Annotated in this window: 21 protein-coding genes and 1 tRNA gene; 14 read left to right on the top strand and 8 right to left on the bottom strand. The window is 37.1% G+C overall.

Annotated elements, in window-relative coordinates; translation table 11 throughout:
• Positions 1-150 precede the first annotated feature (150 nt).
• The gene (locus Q7J54_07205) at positions 151-690 is read left to right on the top strand and encodes a CBS domain-containing protein (GenBank protein MDO8741328.1); all 540 of its coding nucleotides are present in this window, start codon (positions 151-153) and stop codon (positions 688-690) included.
• Here Q7J54_07205 and Q7J54_07200 read toward each other — a convergent pair.
• A complete protein-coding gene (locus Q7J54_07200; GenBank protein MDO8741327.1) occupies positions 687-1,721 on the bottom strand; it encodes a hypothetical protein in 1,035 nt (344 codons plus the stop codon). The two genes, Q7J54_07205 and Q7J54_07200, sit on opposite strands and share 4 nt — an antisense overlap.
• 136 nt (positions 1,722-1,857) lie before the next feature.
• On the opposite strand from Q7J54_07200, the gene Q7J54_07195 reads away from it, so the two are divergent.
• Positions 1,858-2,457, top strand: coding sequence for a hypothetical protein (locus Q7J54_07195; GenBank protein ID MDO8741326.1), 600 nt, complete (start codon positions 1,858-1,860; stop codon positions 2,455-2,457).
• A gap of 10 nt (positions 2,458-2,467) precedes the next feature.
• On the opposite strand, the gene Q7J54_07190 is transcribed toward Q7J54_07195, so the two are convergent.
• The gene (locus tag Q7J54_07190) at positions 2,468-3,643 is read right to left on the bottom strand and encodes a pyridoxal phosphate-dependent aminotransferase (protein ID MDO8741325.1); all 1,176 of its coding nucleotides are present in this window, start codon (positions 3,641-3,643) and stop codon (positions 2,468-2,470) included.
• A gap of 101 nt (positions 3,644-3,744) precedes the next feature.
• On the opposite strand from Q7J54_07190, the gene Q7J54_07185 reads away from it, so the two are divergent.
• From Q7J54_07185 to Q7J54_07175, 3 genes are read left to right on the top strand one after another with little or no spacing between them, the layout of a single operon-like run.
• Entirely contained in the window at positions 3,745-4,236 is a 492-nt protein-coding gene (locus tag Q7J54_07185) for a hypothetical protein (protein MDO8741324.1), read from the top strand.
• A 34-nt stretch (positions 4,237-4,270) separates the two neighbouring features.
• A complete protein-coding gene (locus Q7J54_07180) occupies positions 4,271-4,729 on the top strand; it encodes a hypothetical protein (protein ID MDO8741323.1) in 459 nt (152 codons plus the stop codon).
• The gene (locus Q7J54_07175; protein ID MDO8741322.1) at positions 4,726-5,586 is read left to right on the top strand and encodes a transaldolase family protein; all 861 of its coding nucleotides are present in this window, start codon (positions 4,726-4,728) and stop codon (positions 5,584-5,586) included. Before Q7J54_07180 ends, Q7J54_07175 begins: the two co-directional genes overlap by 4 nt.
• A gap of 6 nt (positions 5,587-5,592) precedes the next feature.
• On the opposite strand, the gene Q7J54_07170 is transcribed toward Q7J54_07175, so the two are convergent.
• A complete protein-coding gene (locus Q7J54_07170; protein MDO8741321.1) occupies positions 5,593-5,967 on the bottom strand; it encodes a hypothetical protein in 375 nt (124 codons plus the stop codon).
• A gap of 71 nt (positions 5,968-6,038) precedes the next feature.
• On the opposite strand from Q7J54_07170, the gene Q7J54_07165 reads away from it, so the two are divergent.
• The 6 genes from Q7J54_07165 to Q7J54_07140 all read left to right on the top strand — a co-directional run bounded on the left by Q7J54_07165 (position 6,039) and on the right by Q7J54_07140 (position 7,992).
• Positions 6,039-6,182, top strand: coding sequence for a hypothetical protein (locus Q7J54_07165; GenBank protein ID MDO8741320.1), 144 nt, complete (start codon positions 6,039-6,041; stop codon positions 6,180-6,182).
• Positions 6,183-6,277: 95 nt separating this feature from the next.
• Positions 6,278-6,784, top strand: a complete 507-nt coding sequence (locus Q7J54_07160; protein MDO8741319.1) for a 30S ribosomal protein S19e — start codon at positions 6,278-6,280, stop codon at positions 6,782-6,784.
• Between the two features lie 11 nt (positions 6,785-6,795).
• The gene (locus Q7J54_07155) at positions 6,796-7,116 is read left to right on the top strand and encodes a DNA-binding protein (GenBank protein ID MDO8741318.1); all 321 of its coding nucleotides are present in this window, start codon (positions 6,796-6,798) and stop codon (positions 7,114-7,116) included.
• Between the two features lies 1 nt (position 7,117).
• Positions 7,118-7,291 (top strand): 50S ribosomal protein L39e, encoded by a 174-nt coding sequence (locus Q7J54_07150; GenBank protein MDO8741317.1) that lies wholly within the window; start codon positions 7,118-7,120, stop codon positions 7,289-7,291.
• Between the two features lies 1 nt (position 7,292).
• Positions 7,293-7,793: a 50S ribosomal protein L31e gene (locus tag Q7J54_07145; protein ID MDO8741316.1), complete on the top strand. Its 501-nt coding sequence runs from the start codon at positions 7,293-7,295 to the stop codon at positions 7,791-7,793.
• A 1-nt stretch (position 7,794) separates the two neighbouring features.
• Positions 7,795-7,992 carry a 4Fe-4S binding protein gene (locus tag Q7J54_07140; GenBank protein ID MDO8741315.1) on the top strand — a complete coding sequence of 66 codons (198 nt, stop codon included), beginning with the start codon at positions 7,795-7,797 and terminating at the stop codon, positions 7,990-7,992.
• A gap of 4 nt (positions 7,993-7,996) precedes the next feature.
• Here the strand turns inward: Q7J54_07140 and Q7J54_07135 are convergent, their stop codons facing one another.
• Together Q7J54_07135 and Q7J54_07130 are read right to left on the bottom strand one after the other, a co-directional pair.
• Entirely contained in the window at positions 7,997-9,859 is a 1,863-nt protein-coding gene (locus tag Q7J54_07135; GenBank protein MDO8741314.1) for a phosphoenolpyruvate carboxykinase (GTP), read from the bottom strand.
• Between the two features lie 78 nt (positions 9,860-9,937).
• Positions 9,938-10,459, bottom strand: a complete 522-nt coding sequence (locus Q7J54_07130; protein MDO8741313.1) for a ZPR1 zinc finger domain-containing protein — start codon at positions 10,457-10,459, stop codon at positions 9,938-9,940.
• A 206-nt stretch (positions 10,460-10,665) separates the two neighbouring features.
• Here Q7J54_07130 and Q7J54_07125 point away from each other — a divergent pair, with 206 nt between their 5' ends.
• Positions 10,666-11,496: a hypothetical protein gene (locus Q7J54_07125; protein MDO8741312.1), complete on the top strand. Its 831-nt coding sequence runs from the start codon at positions 10,666-10,668 to the stop codon at positions 11,494-11,496.
• A gap of 36 nt (positions 11,497-11,532) precedes the next feature.
• Here the strand turns inward: Q7J54_07125 and Q7J54_07120 are convergent, their stop codons facing one another.
• Entirely contained in the window at positions 11,533-11,904 is a 372-nt protein-coding gene (locus Q7J54_07120; protein ID MDO8741311.1) for a hypothetical protein, read from the bottom strand.
• Positions 11,905-11,960: 56 nt separating this feature from the next.
• Complete coding sequence (locus tag Q7J54_07115; GenBank protein ID MDO8741310.1) at positions 11,961-12,371, bottom strand: cell division protein SepF; 411 nt, start codon at positions 12,369-12,371, stop codon at positions 11,961-11,963.
• A gap of 138 nt (positions 12,372-12,509) precedes the next feature.
• Between Q7J54_07115 and Q7J54_07110 the strand changes: the two genes are divergently transcribed.
• Positions 12,510-14,576, top strand: a complete 2,067-nt coding sequence (locus tag Q7J54_07110) for an SMC family ATPase (GenBank protein ID MDO8741309.1) — start codon at positions 12,510-12,512, stop codon at positions 14,574-14,576.
• Between the two features lie 32 nt (positions 14,577-14,608).
• Here Q7J54_07110 and Q7J54_07105 read toward each other — a convergent pair whose 3' ends face one another.
• Positions 14,609-14,848 carry a hypothetical protein gene (locus Q7J54_07105; GenBank protein ID MDO8741308.1) on the bottom strand — a complete coding sequence of 80 codons (240 nt, stop codon included), beginning with the start codon at positions 14,846-14,848 and terminating at the stop codon, positions 14,609-14,611.
• A gap of 56 nt (positions 14,849-14,904) precedes the next feature.
• On the opposite strand from Q7J54_07105, the gene Q7J54_07100 reads away from it, so the two are divergent.
• Positions 14,905-14,977 (top strand) — tRNA-Pro (locus tag Q7J54_07100).
• Positions 14,978-15,277: the final 300 nt, after the last annotated feature.

Here is a 15,277-nt window from a genome sequence, read left to right as displayed (position 1 = left end):
TTTAAACTAAAGAAAAGAAAACTAGACATGTAATTCCACCCTTAAATAAACAAACATACCATGCCCTCATTTATTCTTATTTATAAATATTATTGAAAATAATATTCCAATAGGAATAAATTTAAATATAGGTTATGATTTATAGCTTTTATGCCGCATGAACTTGAAGAAATAAGGCTGCTGAGAAAGAAGCTCGGGATAACGCAGTCAGATCTCGCTAAGCTGGCCAATGTATCGCAGAGCTTCATCGCAAAGCTCGAAGCAAGATTAATCGAGCCTTCTTACACAAAAACAAAGAAGCTTTTTGAAGTGCTGACTTCCTTTAAAGAGGAAAAAGATCCAAAGGCAGAGCAGCTCATGATTAAAAAGATAATTTCCTTAAAGCCCAATGACAAGGTTGATGAGGCGATAAAGCTGATGAGAAAGCATGCAATATCGCAGGTTCCGATTGTAGAGCGGAATAATGTTGTCGGCATTGTTTCAGAAGCGACAATAATAAACAACATAGGCAAGGACATTGCATCGCTGGAATTAAAAGACATAATGGAGGAAACGCCGCCGATAATATCAAAAAACTCATCAATGGGCCTGGTAAGTGATCTGCTGAAGCATTATCCGATCATACTTGTTGCCGACAAAGGCAAGTTAGAAGGGCTGATAACAAAGGCGGATTTGTTGAAGAAAGTTTAATTGAAAGCACCCTTAGCAGCATCCTTAATGCATTCTTCCTTAGAATAGTAAGCAGGATTTACTCCCTCTTGTATTAAAACTTCGTTTGAAGGAAAATACTTTTCACAAATACTTGTGTCTCTTTTATCTATAGCAATTATGCTATAACAATGGTATCTTGCTTCATTATCTTTAATATAATTGCAGAGTTCTGGATTTCCATTATTACTTTCTCTTGCAATTCCATAATAACATGAATCTTTATTAATGACGCCGGGTGCTTCACATAATGCAAGGTCTCCTAATTTTTCAGCAATATTTTCGATACATCTTCCTTGTTTCTCCTCATCATTTGTTATTTGATAACAAATGTTAGCATCTCCTAAATCTCTCGCAATATTGAGAATGCAGCTGTTTTTTTGTGAGTTTAATACATCTGCATAAGTATCCTTTATTTGGTTGCAATAAGCAACATTTGAAGTATCCAAAGCAACTCTAAGAATACAAGAATCCTTACTTCTTTCCCTAAAAATAAAAGAATTCTCTTTTATTTCAATGTGCATCGTGCAGAATCCCGGGTTATTTGTTAATCTTGCCATTCCAGATACAGCTGTGCTATAAAATAAGGGTATTAAAACTGCCAGTAGAATTATTGATAAAATTTTGTTAGGATTGTTTCGAACATTTTGATTTTTACTCATGATAACTAAAATGACCCCTATTATTATAGATAATCCTGAAAAAACCAAATAAATCAACGAAGTAAATGCAAAGAGAAACCCTTTATCGCCAATGCCGATATTTCCCAAACCATAAAAAAGCATAATTGCTGAATACAAAATTAAGCCAATTAACACAACACTCAAAATTCTTGAAGCTAAAGAATTTTTTAATTTTTTTATGTCTTTCACAACAAATATCGACATAATTAAAGTAAATACTCCTGTTCCAAGAAGTAAAAAAGTTCCGAAGTCATCTGAAAAGGTGAGTAAGATTACCAGTAACAAAAAAGCATACACCCCTAAAAGGATTTTTGAGGTTTTACTTAACATAATGATAATATTAATTAAAGCTTATTTATAAAGCTACCGAACCTGTTTTGTTTTTAGTGTGTCAAATATATGTATAAAATGCAATTGCAATAGTGATTTGTAAATATTTATAAATAAATAATGATTTCTGCCTGATATGATAATCCGAATGCCAAAAGCTGCTGATGCTGAACAGATTTATGAGCATTTTATAAGAGCGCAAGTCTCAAAACAAAATCTTGATAGAAGTGCGCCTAAAAGGGGGTTTTATGAGTATCACCTGAGCTATGATGATATTGCAGCAAGGGCAAGAATGCCATTTTCATTGGTTATGGAAAAATCTGAAGGCAGGCTGGTTGGCTATGTACTGGCATACAGTTTATCCTACATTCCTGAATTTGAAAGCAAAGAGGATTCCATTCACAACAGCCTTAAGGCATTTGATAAAAATGCTGTTTATATTGACCAGCTCTTTTTACATCCAGATTACCCGCTTACTTTGGCTGCTCGTTTAAGCGATGCCTGGGAGCATATGATCAGGGGAGAAAAAGTGCCGGGTGTTATTTGCGCAATTCCTGAAGAGCCATGGCTGAATCAAAGTTCAACAAGATTAGTTCTTGCAAGAGGGTTCTCGAGAAAAACAAAAGTCGAGTCAGAAGGAGTCACTCTTCGATTATTCGCAAAACCATACTTGCCTTTAAACAATTCTTTTGAAGGATTTGGCGATGATTTGATTCTTGATAATAAGAATTATTAAGAACCACTGATTACAATTTATTGCAGAACTCTTCTATCCTGTCCATCCCTTTCTTTATGTCATCCATTGAAGTTGCATAGCTCAGCCTTGCATGCTTGTCTGATCCAAATGCAATTCCAGGCACAACTGCAACCTTTGCTTCGTCCAACAATCTGTTTGAAAAGTCTATTGAGCCTAATTTTGTTTTGCTTATATCCGGGAAGCAGTAAAAAGCGCCTTCAGGAAGGCTGCAGCTGATCCCTTTTATTTGGTTTAATCTTTCTGTCATGTACTTTCTTCTTTTGTCAAACTCATCAACCATTATTTTAACAGAATCCTGCGGCCCGTTCAATGCTTCCAATGCAGCTTTCTGCGCAATTGAAGTTGGATTTGATGTTGTATGGCTCTGTAAATTGTCCATTGCATTTATTATTTCTTTCGGCCCGGCGCAATAGCCTATTCGCCAGCCCGTCATTGAATATGTTTTTGAAACAGCATTAACTGTTATTGTAAGAGCTTTTATTTGATCATTCAAAGATGCAATTGAAAACTGTTTTTTCCCATCATAAATAAAAAATTCATAAACCTCGTCTGAAATCACATAAATGTTATTTTTTATAGCTAAATCTGCTATCTTAACTAATTCTTCCTCGTCAATTACTGCTCCGGTTGGATTGCTCGGAGAAGTTAAAATGATTAATTTTGTTTTTTTATTTATTTTTTCTGCAATTTTATCAGCTGTTATCTTGAATTTTTTGTCTGTTTTTACAAAAATGGGCTTTGCTTCTGCTAATTTAATCTGCTCTTCATAGCTTACCCAGTAAGGAGTTGGAAGAATTACTTTATCGCCTTTGTTTAACAGAACCTGCATGATATTATGCAATGTATGCTTTCCGCCGCAGCTTATCAGTATTTCAGAAGGATCATAAGTCAAATTATTGTCTCTTTTTAATTTTGCAGCAACTGCCTGCTTTAATTCAATTATGCCGCCGGAAGGAGTGTAGCCTGTAAAATTATCATTTATTGCCTTTATCGCAGCCTGCTTTATATTGTCTGGAGTGGAAAAATCCGGCTGTCCAGCTCCGAAAACAACTATGTCCTCGCCATTTTTCTTGAGCTGCTTTGCCTTTGCATCTATTGCCAAGGTTGCAGATGGTGCGATGTTAAGAGCGCGTTTTGCCAGCATTTTAACAAAGGCAAATTTCATCATTTATAACTCTTTCTGTGCAATTCAACGAGTTTCGTAATCATAAAAGCGAAGAGTTTATAAGCCTTAAAGCCATACTTAAATATTGAAAGGTGGTTGATATGATTGAATTTAAAAGGTATCAAAAAGAAGATGTTAGTGAATTTTTGCTCTTATGCAAAAAGGCATATCCTGCGCATAATGTATTCTATAAATCCCTGGAAGAAGTAAAAAAATATTTAGACAGAAAAGACAAAGAAAATTCTGAGCTAGGAGGGGTTTTCTTTGCATATGATAAAAACAAAGTTATTGGCGGGGCTTTGCTGAAGATAGAGGAGAAAACTATCAACAATAAGCACATAAGATTCAAATACAATCATCTTGTCGGAAAGGATGAGAAGGTTAAAAAGGAGATCATGGATTTTCTAGACTCGAAAATAAGAAAACACATCAAAGACGGCAAAATAAAAACTGCAAAAATCGAAGCAGCGTTGTCTGAAAATGAGGCTGATTTAGAATTCTACAAAAAGAACGGCTTCAAAATAGAAGGAGAGCTTGCAAGCCATTACAGGCCTAATGAAAAGGCATATGTTCTTGGGAAAGAAATAAAATAAAAACATTTAAATAACTCTGCATTACTTTTTAATCATGGACTTCGAAATCGTAAATAAAATAAACAATCTTGCAAAAGAGCTTCTAAGAACAGGCACTGCTGAATCTGCTGAAGACGCCTATGAGCAGGCTAAAAGAATAGTCGGCGGATCAGAGGGCGAGGAGATAAAGGAAGAAGTAAAACCAGACGATGAAGGATTCACATTTCTAAGAAGCAGAATGAACGAGTACAACCAGAAGATGGAAAAGGAGATCAACAATTTAAATGCAAAGCTGAGCAGCATTGTTGATGACATTGAAAAATTAAGGCAGGATGTAGCTTCACTGAACAGAGATATTGAAGTTAAACAGCATGAAAAAACTGCTGAAAAACCAGAGCAGGAAACAAGAATCGAGCCAAAGAGAAATATGAAGCAGACCATAAAAGGCCAGGAAGTTCATTTCTCCCCGGATGAGGTTGCTGTTGACAAAATATTTTATTTTGGAAAAAAATGAAACCTGAAAATTTAAGAACAAAAATATTTTTGGACAGCGGAGATCCAAATGAAACCAGGCAAATCATGGGTATTTTGGGCTTTCTTGACGGCCAGACTACAAATCCTACATTAATTTCTAAAAATCCAATTGCTCGCGAGCGCTTTGAAAAAGGCGAAAAATTCGCTAAAGAAGAAATATATGCCTTCTATCATGAAGTTGTAGATGAGATTTCAAGACTAATTCCTTCTGGCTCTGTTTCCATTGAAGTGTATGCTGATGCAGATATATCAAGCAGCGAAATGATCAAAGAAGCAAGTGAAATGTACGAATGGATTCCAAACGCCCACATAAAGCTGCCAATAACAAGAGAAGGGCTGAAGGCTGCTGAGCAGTCAATAAAAGAAAACATGCGCGTCAATATGACGCTTTGCTTTTCGCAAGAGCAGGCTTCTGCTGTGTACGCTGCGACAAAAGGCGCTTCAAAAGGCAATGTCTTTGTGTCACCATTTATTGGCAGGCTTGATGATATTGGTGAAAACGGGATGGGTTTGATAAAAAATATTTTGGAAATGTATAAGAATGGCGATAAACATGTAGAGGTGCTTACTGCAAGTGTCAGAAATATCGAACACCTTTTATGCGCATTGCACCTTGGTTCTGATATTGTTACCGCACCCTATAAACTATTAAAAGAATGGTCAGAAATAGGCATGCCGATGCCTAATGATTACATATGCAAATCTAATGGCCTTAAAGAAATTGCCTACCAAAACATTGATCTTAAAAAGAATTGGCCTGACTTCAATATATCGCACCAATTAACTGACAAAGGCATTGAAAGATTCTCAAATGATTGGAATGCGTTGATTAAATAAAAACACTCAAGGTTTTGAATTCTTTTGTTCTTGAGGCTTGAAAAGATAGTCATTAATTTTGTTTTGGTTCACTTCATAGTATGAGTTGTCCTTAAATAATCCTTGTCTAGGAACAAAGAGCAGAAAATCAGCTTTTCTCAATTCCAATAAACCGTCAGCTATATAATTAGATGGCAAATTAGGAGGCAGTGTTTCCTTAAAACTTTTAACAGGAGCACTGTAAGATATTTTTTCCAACCCTTCAAGCCAAATAAGCTCCACTAATGCAGCCCCAATTTCAGACAGTTTAAATTCATCGGTTGTCATAAATCCCACCCCGCTGATTGTTACCACTTTAAAAAAGACACTAATATAAAAACATATCGGTGATTTATGCGCCATATACCAAAAATTTATATATGCGGGAATATATATTGTCATATTGTCATATACATAATTTTGTTGGGGTAAAAATGGGAGAACTTGATCCGCAGCTTGATGAAAGAGAAGTGGTTGTTGAAACTATTTATTACTGCGGAAAATGCAATACGCAGATGAAAAAGATGGGTGCTACAGCCTATAAATGCCCTGAATGCGGAGAAGTTTATAAGGAATAAACGATATCTTTTTAAATAATCGCCTATTTCCTTGTTCTAAGCTAATAATTAGCTGATCTAACACCGCAAGGTGTGAAATACAGTTTATGGTTAAAATGGCAACAATATTTGAGGTAGACTCACAAAAATTAATCGAGAAGGCTAGCGAAGAGCTTAAGAAAGTTCAAGCTATGCAGCCGCCGGAATGGGCAATATTTGTAAAGACAGGCATACACAAAGAAAGGCCTCCTATAAACCCTGACTGGTGGTATGTGAGGGCGGCATCTGTGCTCAGAAAGATCTATTTAAAAGGCCCGATCGGCGTAGCAAAGCTAAGGACTTTATACGGCGGAAAAAAGAACAGGGGGCATAAGCCGGAGCATTTTTACAAAGGTTCAGGAAACATCCTAAGAAAGATACTGCAGCAGCTCACAAAAGCAGGGTTTGCTAAGGAAGAAAAAAAAGGGCTTCATAAAGGCAGAGTAATAACCAAAGAAGGAAAGGAGTTTTTGAATAAGATTGCAATTATGATTGGCGGAAAGGCAGCCGAAGAAAAGCCTGTTGAAGCTCACAAAGAAAAAATAACAGAACAGCCTAAAGAATCAGATAAAACAGAAAAATAAAAATCCTTAAAATGGACAATGGGCTTGAAGAAATAAGAAAAAGAAAAATAGGATCATTGCAGCAGCAGGCGCAAAAACAGGCTGAGGAAGAAAATCAGCTTAAGGCGCAGATACAGCAGCTTGAAGAGATTGTAAGAAGAGCGCTTACAAAAGAGGCACTGCAGCGCTATGGAAATTTGAAGACAGCGCATCTGGAAAAAGCAGTCCAGCTGCTTGTAGTGGTTGCAAATGCAATACAGGCGCAGAACATAAAAACAATTGACGATAAGCAGCTGAAAGAGATTTTGATGATGATGGACAAAAAGCACGAAACAAAAATAAGGTTCAAGTAAAATGGCAAGATACAAGCATCCAAGCAGAAAGAAAAGATTGGCAAAATTGCACAGACAGACAAGATGGGCGCCATTTTGGACAGTGCCAAAGATTTACGGAAAAGGAAGAAAAGTGCATCCAGGCAGGCATACTGCTGTCAAAAGAAGCTGGAGAAGAATAAAGACGAAAGCATAAAATGGCAAAAAAAGAAGAAACAAAAATAATCCTTGAAAGAACGTATAATGTTCCGCTTAGAAGGAGAGTTCAATTCAGCCCAAGGCATAAAAGGGCTAAAAAAGCAGTCAATGTCCTTAGAGATTTCCTGAAGAAGCATATGAAGTCAGATCAAGTTAAAATCGGAAAATACGCAAATCTTGAGATTTGGAAGCACGGCATCAAGAATGTTCCGCATCACATAAAAGTTGATGTCAAGAAAGATGACAAAGGCGTGGTTTTTGCAGAATTGGCAGGAGCTCCTGTTGAGAAAAAAGTTGAAGTAAAGAAAGCAGAAGTAAAAAAAGAAGTTAAAGCAGAAGAAAAAGAAGCAATAAAGAAAGATGAAAAGCCAAATGAAATTCCAAAAGATGTTCAAATAGAAAAAGAGGAATTAAAAGAGCTAAAAAAAGAGCCTCTTAAAGTCCCAAAAGAAGCTAAATCTAAGGCTGTTAAAAGCAAGGAAACAAACGCGATCAAGTAAGATGCCAAAAATAACAGTAACAATAAGCGCTGAGAAATGCGATGACTGCCTGAAATGCATTGAAATATGCCCTATGGAAGTTTTCGGCAAGGATGAAAAGAATAAAGCGTTTGTTCTGAAAGAAAAGGAATGCATTGCCTGCAATGCCTGCGTTGTCCAGTGCCCGAAGGCAGCGATAAAGGTTGAAGAAGAGAAATAATTATTTACTCAAACTCAAAAGGCGATATATTTTCTTTTCCGAACTTCTCTTTTGCTTCCATCAATCTTTTCTGTTCCTGATGGAGATGCTCTAAGAATACTTGCGGGAGATCATTCTCTTCTTTGTACACTTTTTCCATTCTGCCAAGCTTTTCCAATAATTTTGCAGTTCTGATTGTAAATTGCCTCTCATATTCTCCTTCGCTGTATTCTTTATTAAAAAGTTCCATGAATAACTTTTTTAGATCTTCATATTTTGGAATAAAGCCAACGGGCGTTTCAATGGCTTCAAATTCATTATTGACCTTGCCTTCCATCCACATCAGCCAGACTTTCTTGTCAAGCTTTGAATTAAGGAAGTTTCCATTCTCTTTCAGAAAATAATTTGTATGAAAAATCCTTGGCTGTTTGTCTAATCTGTCGCCAAAAGCAAGGTGGTTTTTTATGTAAAGCCCCAGAGGAACAACCAGGAAGTCGATATTGGCCATTGGGTCATGAGTTCTCACTCCAACTTTGCCGATTGTTGCAGTTGTTGTTTCAGATTCAACTACAGCTCCAACATAAACGCCATGGCTCCAGCTTAATGATTCAAATACAGGCACAGTTGTATCCGAATCGCGGCCGCCGTAAATAAATCCTGAAATCGGAACTCCATTCGGGCTATCAGATTTGGGATCAGCATTATCCAGCTCTTTAATCCTTATTGTGTATCTTGCATTCTTATGCGCAGGGTCTATTGCATTTCCATCTTTATCTTTTTTGCTTTCATACCAATCTCCAGAAAAATTAATTCCTGTTTTTGGCAATTCTTTTCCCATTCCAAGCCAGTAAGGAACGCCATCAACAACAAGAACATTTGAAAAGATTAATTCTCGGGGCGTTGTCAGCACTTTGTAAATCACAGGATCATCTGTAGGGTTTATATCCTGTATGATGCCAAAAAGCCCCTGTTCAACATTGACAGCATAGGCTTGCCCATCATCTCCTGATTTGATGTATGCTATATCGTCGCCAATTATTGTCTGCCCGGCTATCATCGCAGTGGAAGTCTTGCCGCATGCTGAAGGAAAAGCCCCTGTGAAATATGATACTCTGCTCTTGCCAGATGGATGAACTCCCACAACGAACATATGCTCGCACAGCCAATCTTCCTGGCTGGCTTTATTTATTCCCAATCTTAAAGCAAGCTTTTTTAGGCCAACACTATTTCCTGCGTATTGGTTGTTAACTGTCAGCACCCTATTCTCCTGGAGGTCCATGTATATCCTTCTTTTATCAATATTTTTTGAATTGCCCCTCTCATCCAGCTCGCCGGCAGAATGGATGAAATAGAAAAAATTTCCTGATCCTTCCAGCCTTTTGAATTCATCATATCCCTGCCTGTAAAGAATTGCCTCGCTATGCACAACATATGCCGAATCTGTCAATTGCAATGCAGGAATTGAAAATCTTGAATTGTTTGGGCCAAGGCAGAAAAAACATACAAACATCTCCTTGCCTTCCATAATTCCGTCAAGAAAGCCCATCACTTCATTTAGCCCTTCATCCCTGTCTTTCCACTCGAGAAATTTGCTTGCTTTTGCGCTTTTCGGCAATAAAACTCTTGTGTTTTTCTTATCCCTGCCCTGATCATAAAAGCCGTCAAAATGAATTGTGTGGCCTTTCATTGAAAGATGTGCTTCTTCTTTATTCTTTATTGTCAGTTCTCTGGCATATCGGGCATCTTCTTCTGAATCAGCAAGCACAGTAACCTTTCTTGGCCTGCATAAAGTAATATATTCTTCAACTATTTCGAGAACACGGCTGTTATTCAATGCCTGCAGTTTTGCAAGATTCTTTTCATCCAGAATAGCTTTGTTGATATTCACGTTGACCGCTGTTTTTATTTTGCAGCCCTTTATAAATATTTTGAGAGAGATGTACGAAATTCGGCAGCAAAAATACAGCTAATCCTGCTTTAGCTTGGTTATTTTTGCTTTCTCAGAAATAATTGCGCTGTTTCCAGTAGGATCTTCAACAGTCAGCACAGCCTTTTCCTGCCCCCACATTATTCTTGTAAGCTTCTTCAGCAGATTCTTTGCCTTTTTTTTATCTTCGTCATCTTCAGCATAATTCTTCAGGCTTTCAATCTGATCCTTGAACCTTGTCAGGATCCCTTCGACATTTGTAACATCCCCATTGGAATCAGGCCCAGGCTCGATTGACCCTATATATGGAACTTTAACAGTTGCCTCAGAGCTTTTCACAACTCTTATCTTCATATCGTTTTCAGAAGTTATTTCAAGAGTGTAGCGCGCAGGATCTTTCTTTTCTGCGCATTCAACATCTGCTTTATGGTATTTGCAGGAGCTGCAAACCATTGCAAAAATAAAAACCTTTCCGAAGTATGGGACTTCCCTTTCATCTTCAGTAAGAGTCAGGTTATTGGTGCCGCATATCGGGCATGTCTGTTTTTCTAATTTGTCCATAAGAATTTATTTTATTATAAGTTTATAAAAGTTTCTATTTATTTTAACTTCAAAATTCTCTAATGTTTATTTAAAATTTCTTGGTTGTTATTTGTTTAAATCAAATAAATAACTTTTTAAACTATTCTCAATTATCACGGGTAATAAAAGGTATTTTTGCAAAACCCCATTTCCTTTAAAGGTTAATTGATGCAGGTAAAAGTAAAATGGACTATGACTATATGATCGATGATTTGATTTTGGAAAGATGCAACGATATAATTATCGCGATAGGGATTAAATCATCTGGAGACCTTATCCCTGTTAAATCCATAAGAGATTTTGATACAGAAGAGGACTTGATAATAACTAAATCAGCCCTTATAACTGGTTTTCAAGATATGATTGAAAAAATAGGCAAAAATATGGGCAAACATTATGAATGCCGCTTTTATGAAGACAGAACGTATCTTGGATGCAAATTAAAGAATACTGAAGACATAAGTATAAATGGTTTTGATAAGTTTTTTTATGATTTGAAAATAGCAAGTAAGAGCGAAGGAGGCTCTTTTGCAGATGTATTAGACAGCGCACCAATAAGCCTGGATTACAATATTAACAGGCTGAGTATCGGAGCCCCTTCTCTCGATAGAAGTGGAATTCAAAAGCGGGTTGAATTATTCTTTGAACATTTGGATGTAAAACTTATTTATTTTGATAATTTTTCAAAAGAAGACAGAGACATCATAGAAAAAATACATTGCAGACTTTTAGGCATAATAGAATCAGTTGATTGTCTGGCTAAGCTTTGTTTTTATCCCAGGTATGACTTAAACATTTCTTTAAGTAAGGATGTTTCACCAGATGCAGAAAAGAAAATATTGGAAGATATTGCCAAGTTGGACTTTAAAATGTATCTTCGTGCACAATCAAAAGCCGGTACAACGGTATGGGGTGAGGATAGGCATACTCTTAAATCAGTAAGGGTAGCTGGAGAATGCCCTAAGCCCGAATCATATCAGGCAATGGTAAAAACATTGAAAAATGATTTATTTTAGCATTTTAGGATTAAAGTTGCAAAGAAAGAAAAAAATTTATTCTAAAGAAGAAATCTGTTTTGATTCATATGCCGCAACAGCATTTTCTAATTTTGAAGTTGGAATGGCATCAAAATTAATGGGTTTTCCTTCCATAACTTCAAACGTGGGAATATCACATTTTACTGCAAGATCCACCTGATCTTTGAAACTGATTCCAGGCGCATTATCAGTCAGTTCTACATAAGGGCTCAATTTCGAGATAAGCGAAGCTCTGTAATTTACTTGCGCATATAGTTCTTTAGCCTTAGCAGGCCCAGAAACCAGGGCCATGTAGAAAGCTGCGGACATCACAATAAACCCAAACGCTATCAAATACTTTGAAAAACTAAAACGATCAAGTCGATTAAATAGTGACCTGCTTTCCATTTTATTCCGCCAGATTACTTAAATTTTAGTTTGCTGCTTAAAAGCCTAAAATAACCTTATTCTTCCCCTTCAGGCTCTTCAGCAACATCAGCAGTCGCTTTTGTCCTGTAGATCTTTGCAAATGACGGCGTTACAACAATATAGTCATCGCCGAACCCTGCAATGTCGCCCTCGATTGCATCGCATGTCTTCTTTAGCTTGTTTATTGCTCTTTTTAATTCCACAAGATCCTTCTCTTTCAAGGGCCTTATGTTTACCAATGCAATTGTGCCGCCTTCCCTTAATGAATCAAGAACTTCTTTGATATCGGCAAAATCATCGATGACAAAAGGTCTTACTGTGATCTTAGTCTTTATGTCAGCGCCAGCGCCAGTGTCAAGCTCAACATATTCTTCCTCAGTTTCCTCAGGAAAATCCTCATCAGAACCACCCAATTTTCTTTTTAAATTCGAAAAAAACCCTGCCATCTTCTCCTCCTCGTATTTAGTTGACTGTAAATTATGTTATTCACCAAAATACTATGCCGATATTTAAACTTTTCGGATTTAGGCTTAAAAATAGAAAACATTTTAAACTTACGAGCAATTATGCTGTTTTGGGGCAAAATGATTCTCAAGTCAATCAGGCTAAGCAATATAAGAAGCTATGTAGATGAAGAGGTAATTTTCCCTGAAGGATCAGTTCTTTTAAGCGGCGATATTGGAAGCGGAAAAACTACGATTTTACTGGCAATAGAGTTCGCGCTCTTCGGCATAATGCGGCCTTTGCTTACAGGAAATTCATTGCTGAGGCATGGAAAAAAGGAAGGAAGCGTTGAATTAAAGTTTTACATTGATGGCAAGGAGATAGTGATCAAGAGGAATTTGAAAAGGGCATCAGGCGACAACATTGGGCAGGAAAGCGGTTACATAATAATAGATGGACGGAAGAAAGAAGGCATGGCTAGCGAATTAAAAACAGAAATCCTTGCTCTGCTAGGCTACCCTTCTGAATTAGTGGCGAAAAGCAAGTCGCTTGTTTATAGGTATACTGTTTACACGCCGCAGGAAGAGATGAAGCAGATCCTCTTTGAAGAAGATGAGGCAAGGCTAGACACTTTAAGAAGGGTTTTCGGGATTGACAAATACAAGAGAATAAGGGAGAATTCTGAGATTTATATAAGGGAGCTCAAGGAAAAAAGGAAAGAGATAGATGGCTTCATTGCTGATTTAGAGGAAAAAAATTCACAGAAGAAAGAAAGAGAGCACGATTTAAAAGAAATTGAAATAAAAATCGATGAAATAAAGCCGAGGATCAATGAAATAAAAGCAGAATTAAAAAACAAAAAGAAAGACATTGAAAAAATAGAAGCAGATATTAAAAAATTGAGTAATCTGAAAAGAGAATTTGAAGTTTGCAGGATAAATATTCTGAACAAGGCAAATTTAAATGAAAGGAATAAGGCTGAAATAAAAGATATTGAGAAAAGAATTGAAAAGCTTGAGGCTGAATTAAAAGGCAAAAAAGACGCGAATATTGGTGATGCGAATAAAAAAATTGAAGACCTGGAAAATTCAATTGATTTCATGGAGAACACATTTTCTGAGATTGATGCGAGGATAAATGACCTGAAATCGAGCATTAAAAGCTCAAATGAAATCAAAGTAAAGTTTTCTAAAATGGATGAATGCCCGCTGTGCATGCAGAAAGTTGAGCATAGCCATAAAATGAAGATTCTTCTTGAAGAAGACGGAAAAATAAAAGGCAATGATGAAAAGCTGAAATTATTTTTAGAGCAGGGTGGGGAAGCAAGGAAAAAATTGGATGAACTGAAGAAAGAGCACAAGCTGCTCATTGAGCAGAAAAGCGAATTGAATTTGATTTTGCTGAAGCTCAGGGATCTGGAAGAAAAAAACAAGCTTAAAAACAAGCTTTTTAATGAATGCGAGGAGATAAAAAAAGAGATCGGCAGCCTTAATGTCAAAAAATCTGAATTAGAAGATGAAATTTCAAAGTTCGGCGATGCAGAAAAAGAATATTTAAAATTCAGAAAAGAGCTTGATGCAATTGCCGGAAAAGAGAGGGAAGCTGAATTGGAAAATAACTCTTTATTAAGGGATAAAGAAAATATTCTGAAATTAATAAAGGCCATTGATGAAGAAATAGGCAGGAAAGAAAAAGCAAAAGAAAAGCTTGCTTATTTAAGAGATCTGCAGGAATGGCTGCAGGAAGGCTTCCAGAACCTTATGAATGTGATGGAGAAGCATGTCATGACATCTGTTTATCATGAGTTCAATGAATTGTTCCAGAACTGGTTTAATGTGCTGATTGAAGATGAAACATTAAGCGTAAGGCTTGATGATGTTTTCAAGCCGGTTATTGTGCAGAACGGCTATGAAACAGTAATAGAGAATTTAAGCGGCGGGGAGAAGACTTCGCTTGCTCTTGCATACAGGCTTGCATTGAACAAAGTCATTAATGATCTGATATCGCAGATAAGGACAAAAGACCTGATAATACTTGATGAGCCAACTGACGGATTCAGCGAAACCCAGCTTGACAAGATCAGGGATGTGCTGGATCAGCTGAATGTGAAGCAGGCGATCATTGTTTCGCATGAGAGCAAGATCGAGAGCTTTGTGGACAATGTTATAAGGATCAGGAAGGAAGGGCATGAGAGTTACGTCAGTTAATAAGCTAAATGGTAAGAAAGTTTTTGTGCACGCTAGCTGCAATATCTCTTTCCAGTTAATTCATGGTATTGTTTTTTAAGCTCTCCTAATTCTTGAACAACCTCTGGCAATTCCCTTTTCGCTTCATTTATTACAAAGATGGAAAATTCAGTTGCCACTGAAATATCTTTTAATAATCTTTGATGCACCTTTGTAAGCTCTATGCATGCTATCATCTCAGCAATACCCGCATGTTTTTTGCCATCCGCATTCTTTTGAACTTCTTCTGCCATAAACTTAGAGAATTATCATAATATATTTAAATCTTACTGCTTTCCTGCCTGTTCAAGGGGCTGTAGTATAGCTTGGTAGAATTCTACCTTGGGGTGGTAGCGGCCCGTGTTCAAATCACGGCAGCCCCATCCAAACGTTTAAGTGATTTTGCAATATCTGAAAAAACACCACCACAACTGACAGCAGACGGTCAAAGCTCACTACGTTCGCTTTGCCCTATGCGGCATCCCGCAACTGGTTACGCTCAGTTGGCACGCAATGTGGAGCATGAAACTCCACGCCACGACTAGCATTCAAAACAATCTGGTCGTGGCATGAGGCTTTATGCCTCATATGTTTTTGCCAAGTTTTTGCTAAAAACTTGAGGGGCAACCCCTGTCGCATCTGCGTCAGTGGTGGTGTTTTTTTGTCAATGTTCTTTATCAAAA

This window comes from Candidatus Woesearchaeota archaeon, assembly GCA_030651135.1.
Lineage (GTDB): Archaea > Nanobdellota > Nanobdellia > Woesearchaeales > JACPBO01 > JACPBO01.
Note: the sequence above shows the minus strand (reverse complement) of the source record. Positions and strands in the feature narration are given on the sequence as shown.

Bases quoted from the DNA above. Each gene is read 5' to 3' on its own strand.
- Q7J54_07205 (MDO8741328.1), top strand. From the start codon at position 151: ATGCCGCATGAACTTGAAGAAATAAGGCTGCTGAGAAAGAAGCTCGGG.
- Q7J54_07200 (MDO8741327.1), bottom strand. From the start codon at position 1,721: ATGTTAAGTAAAACCTCAAAAATCCTTTTAGGGGTGTATGCTTTTTTG.
- Q7J54_07195 (MDO8741326.1), top strand. From the start codon at position 1,858: ATGATAATCCGAATGCCAAAAGCTGCTGATGCTGAACAGATTTATGAG.
- Q7J54_07190 (MDO8741325.1), bottom strand. From the start codon at position 3,643: ATGAAATTTGCCTTTGTTAAAATGCTGGCAAAACGCGCTCTTAACATC.
- Q7J54_07185 (MDO8741324.1), top strand. From the start codon at position 3,745: ATGATTGAATTTAAAAGGTATCAAAAAGAAGATGTTAGTGAATTTTTG.
- Q7J54_07180 (MDO8741323.1), top strand. From the start codon at position 4,271: ATGGACTTCGAAATCGTAAATAAAATAAACAATCTTGCAAAAGAGCTT.
- Q7J54_07175 (MDO8741322.1), top strand. From the start codon at position 4,726: ATGAAACCTGAAAATTTAAGAACAAAAATATTTTTGGACAGCGGAGAT.
- Q7J54_07170 (MDO8741321.1), bottom strand. From the start codon at position 5,967: ATGGCGCATAAATCACCGATATGTTTTTATATTAGTGTCTTTTTTAAA.
- Q7J54_07165 (MDO8741320.1), top strand. From the start codon at position 6,039: ATGGGAGAACTTGATCCGCAGCTTGATGAAAGAGAAGTGGTTGTTGAA.
- Q7J54_07160 (MDO8741319.1), top strand. From the start codon at position 6,278: ATGGCAACAATATTTGAGGTAGACTCACAAAAATTAATCGAGAAGGCT.
- Q7J54_07155 (MDO8741318.1), top strand. From the start codon at position 6,796: ATGGACAATGGGCTTGAAGAAATAAGAAAAAGAAAAATAGGATCATTG.
- Q7J54_07150 (MDO8741317.1), top strand. From the start codon at position 7,118: ATGGCAAGATACAAGCATCCAAGCAGAAAGAAAAGATTGGCAAAATTG.
- Q7J54_07145 (MDO8741316.1), top strand. From the start codon at position 7,293: ATGGCAAAAAAAGAAGAAACAAAAATAATCCTTGAAAGAACGTATAAT.
- Q7J54_07140 (MDO8741315.1), top strand. From the start codon at position 7,795: ATGCCAAAAATAACAGTAACAATAAGCGCTGAGAAATGCGATGACTGC.
- Q7J54_07130 (MDO8741313.1), bottom strand. From the start codon at position 10,459: ATGGACAAATTAGAAAAACAGACATGCCCGATATGCGGCACCAATAAC.
- Q7J54_07125 (MDO8741312.1), top strand. From the start codon at position 10,666: ATGGACTATGACTATATGATCGATGATTTGATTTTGGAAAGATGCAAC.
- Q7J54_07120 (MDO8741311.1), bottom strand. From the start codon at position 11,904: ATGGAAAGCAGGTCACTATTTAATCGACTTGATCGTTTTAGTTTTTCA.
- Q7J54_07115 (MDO8741310.1), bottom strand. From the start codon at position 12,371: ATGGCAGGGTTTTTTTCGAATTTAAAAAGAAAATTGGGTGGTTCTGAT.
- Q7J54_07110 (MDO8741309.1), top strand. From the start codon at position 12,510: ATGATTCTCAAGTCAATCAGGCTAAGCAATATAAGAAGCTATGTAGAT.
- Q7J54_07105 (MDO8741308.1), bottom strand. From the start codon at position 14,848: ATGGCAGAAGAAGTTCAAAAGAATGCGGATGGCAAAAAACATGCGGGT.